The following is a 2,802-nucleotide window of genomic DNA, read 5'->3' on the forward strand; positions in this document are numbered from 1 at the left end:
GCTGCAAGCACCATACGAATTGGATTAAGACGTTGTTTGTCTTTTGCTCGCATCGCATCTTTTTGCGCATCTTTTAGCTTTATTAAAAGAAAAAGCGGCTGGGCAAGTATTGTCCCGCCTCTATGAATTGCAGTAAAATTAGTAACATACAAATATTTTCGGTTTCCTATTGGAACAGACTATATTTATCCTTTACATGTGGTGTGGCTTCGGATTACAATACTGCACCATTTTTGAACCACTTGATCATTGTTTGATCAACTTGAGCAACGCTCATTATTTAGGTAGGTGAATTTTTAATGCCAGTAATTAAAGTAAGAGAGAACGAACCGTTTGACGTAGCACTTCGTCGCTTCAAGCGTTCATGTGAAAAAGCAGGTATCCTTTCAGAAGTTCGTCGTCGCGAGCACTATGAAAAGCCAACAGCTGAGCGTAAGCGTAAAAAAGCTGCAGCGGTTAAGCGTCACATGAAGAAGCTTTCTCGCGATAACGCACGTCGCGTTAAATTATATTGATCAGTATTGGTCTTGTATAAATGAGCCTTTTAATAAAGCTAAAAGATGCGCAAAAAGATGCGATGCGAGCAAAAGACAAACAACGTCTTAATCCAATTCGTATGGTGCTTGCAGCAATCAAGCAGCGTGAAATTGACGAGCAAATAACACTTGATGATGACGGTATTACCGCAGTATTAGTGAAGCTTGTTAAACAACGCCGTGATTCTTACACTCAGTATACTGATGCTGGCCGTGAAGATTTAGCCGAAATTGAAGCCAATGAGATTACAGCTCTTGAAGAATTTTTACCTCAACAATTGAGTGAAGAAGAGATCATAGCTCTTATTGATGCGGCTATTGCTGATACTAACGCAGCAGGTATGCAAGATATGGGAAAAGTAATGGGAATAATCAAAAGCAAAGCTGAAGGTCGTGCCGATTTAGGTAAGATATCTGGTTTAATTAAGCAACGATTAACTGCCTAATACTCCCACATACAGATGTATGATTTAAGCAAACCGAGCCATGTGCTCGGTTTCTTCGTTTTTAGCTTTAATAAAAATAGCATTTGTGTTCAAATCTAAATGTGTAGAACTAAACCTTTTTCTATTTATCTCAGGACTAGACTTTACTAATGGCTGGAAAGATCCCACGTAATTTTATAGATGACTTACTTGCCAGAACCGATATTGTCGAGCTAATTGACTCCAAAGTTGGCTTAAAAAAAGCGGGCAAAGATTACCAAGCCTGCTGCCCTTTTCACAACGAAAAATCGCCATCATTTACCGTATCTCAAGACAAACAGTTTTATCATTGCTTTGGCTGTGGTGCCAACGGCAACGCTATTTCATTTGTTATGGAATACGACAAGCTAGAATTTGTTGATGCTATTGAAGAACTTGCCAGTATTCTCAACCTAGATGTACCTCGTGAGCAAGGCTCCAGTAATGGCCCAGAGCGTACCGCAGAACAAAAACGCTCAGATTACGATTTAATGCTCCACAGTGCGCGTTTTTACCAACATCAATTAAAGCACCATGCTAATTCAGCAACCGTAATCGACTATGTAAAAGGCCGAGGCCTAAGTGGCGAAACGGTTAAGAAGTTTATGATTGGTTATGCCCCCAGTGAATGGGAAGGCCTGTGCCTACAACTTGGCCGTAATAAAGAACAAAAAGAGCAATTAGTTGAGCTAAAACTGGCCTCAGAGAAAACCCCAGGCCGCCAGTTCGACTTTTTCCGTGATCGCTTAATGTTCCCTATTCGCGATAAACGTGGCCGTGTGATTGCCTTTGGTGGCCGTGTGATGCAAGCGGATCAAGGGCCTAAATATTTAAACTCGCCAGAAACTCGTATATTTCATAAAGGCTTTGAACTATATGGCTTATATGAAGCAAAACAAGCGCATAAAAAGCTCGACCATGTACTCATAGTTGAAGGCTATATGGATGTGGTGGCACTGAGCGAACAAGGTATTGAATACGCAGTAGCAGCACTTGGTACCGCCACCACAGCTGAGCATATGCATACTTTATTTAGAACCACAGACCGCGTTATTTGCTGTTACGACGGTGACCGTGCTGGTCGTGATGCGGCATGGCGTGCACTTGAAAACGCCCTGCCTTACCTAAATGACGGTAAAGCATTACAGTTTGTGTTTTTACCTGATGGTGAAGACCCTGATTCGTTGGTACAAAAAGAAGGCAAAGAGGCCTTTGAACAACGCTTAGCTTCTGCCGATGACTTTACCAAAGTACTGTTTAATAAACTCAGCCAAGAAATTGATTTAACTACTGATGCTGGAAAAGCCAAGTTACTCAGTGCGGTATTGCCGTTGGTTGAAAAAATCCCCAGTGAGTTTTATCAAGAGAATCTGTTAGAGCATTTAGGACGTTTAATTGGCCGCACTAAAGAGCAACTCAATAACCGCCTAAAAACGCCGAAGCAACAACACTCTATTGAGCGTAAATTTAAAATAACGCCAATGCGCCGCGCTATAGGTTTACTGATCCAGCACCCAAATTTAGCACACGCTGTGCCTTATTTGCCTGATTTAGCACAGATGAATATTGCAGGGATTGAGTTACTCATTCGTTTTTTGACTAGTTGTTAGTGCCTTTTAAAGCTTGCGTTAATAGGTGACATTCGAGTCGTTCTTCACTATTTAAGCCTTGAGTCTTGTCTTTTATTAATAGGGTCTCGAGTCGATAATTTAAACACTGATCTTCAATAAATTTGAAAGTATTTTTAAATTCGGCTTCTAAACGGTCGTCGCCAATCTCATGTCGCCAAGTTGCGAGTTTAA

2 protein-coding genes and 3 pseudogenes are annotated in these 2,802 nt (G+C 41.1%); 3 read left to right on the forward strand and 2 right to left on the reverse strand.

Features of this window, described 5'->3' with window-relative positions:
- Positions 1–110: pseudogene (locus ENH88_RS08935) on the reverse strand (GatB/YqeY domain-containing protein); the annotation flags it as partial.
- Between the two features lie 189 nt (positions 111–299).
- Here ENH88_RS08935 and rpsU point away from each other — a divergent pair.
- The 3 genes and pseudogenes from rpsU to dnaG (ENH88_RS08950) all read left to right on the forward strand — a co-directional run.
- Positions 300–515, forward strand: a complete 216-nt coding sequence (gene rpsU / locus ENH88_RS08940; RefSeq protein WP_002957797.1) for a 30S ribosomal protein S21 — start codon at positions 300–302, stop codon at positions 513–515.
- A 20-nt stretch (positions 516–535) separates the two neighbouring features.
- The gene (locus tag ENH88_RS08945; protein ID WP_304181787.1) at positions 536–982 is read left to right on the forward strand and encodes a GatB/YqeY domain-containing protein; all 447 of its coding nucleotides are present in this window, start codon (positions 536–538) and stop codon (positions 980–982) included.
- Between the two features lie 149 nt (positions 983–1,131).
- Positions 1,132–2,592 (forward strand): annotated as a pseudogene (gene dnaG, locus ENH88_RS08950) (DNA primase); the annotation flags it as partial.
- A gap of 7 nt (positions 2,593–2,599) precedes the next feature.
- On the opposite strand, the pseudogene dnaG (ENH88_RS08955) reads toward dnaG (ENH88_RS08950), so the two are convergent.
- Positions 2,600–2,802 (reverse strand): annotated as a pseudogene (gene dnaG, locus ENH88_RS08955) (DNA primase); the annotation flags it as partial.

This window comes from Pseudoalteromonas prydzensis (assembly GCF_011050055.1).
GTDB classification, from domain to species: Bacteria; Pseudomonadota; Gammaproteobacteria; order Enterobacterales; family Alteromonadaceae; genus Pseudoalteromonas; species Pseudoalteromonas prydzensis_A.

Excerpts from the sequence above, each read along its gene's own strand:
- ENH88_RS08945 (WP_304181787.1), top strand. The coding sequence starts at position 536 with ATGAGCCTTTTAATAAAGCTAAAAGATGCGCAAAAAGATGCGATGCGA.
- rpsU (WP_002957797.1), top strand. The coding sequence starts at position 300 with ATGCCAGTAATTAAAGTAAGAGAGAACGAACCGTTTGACGTAGCACTT.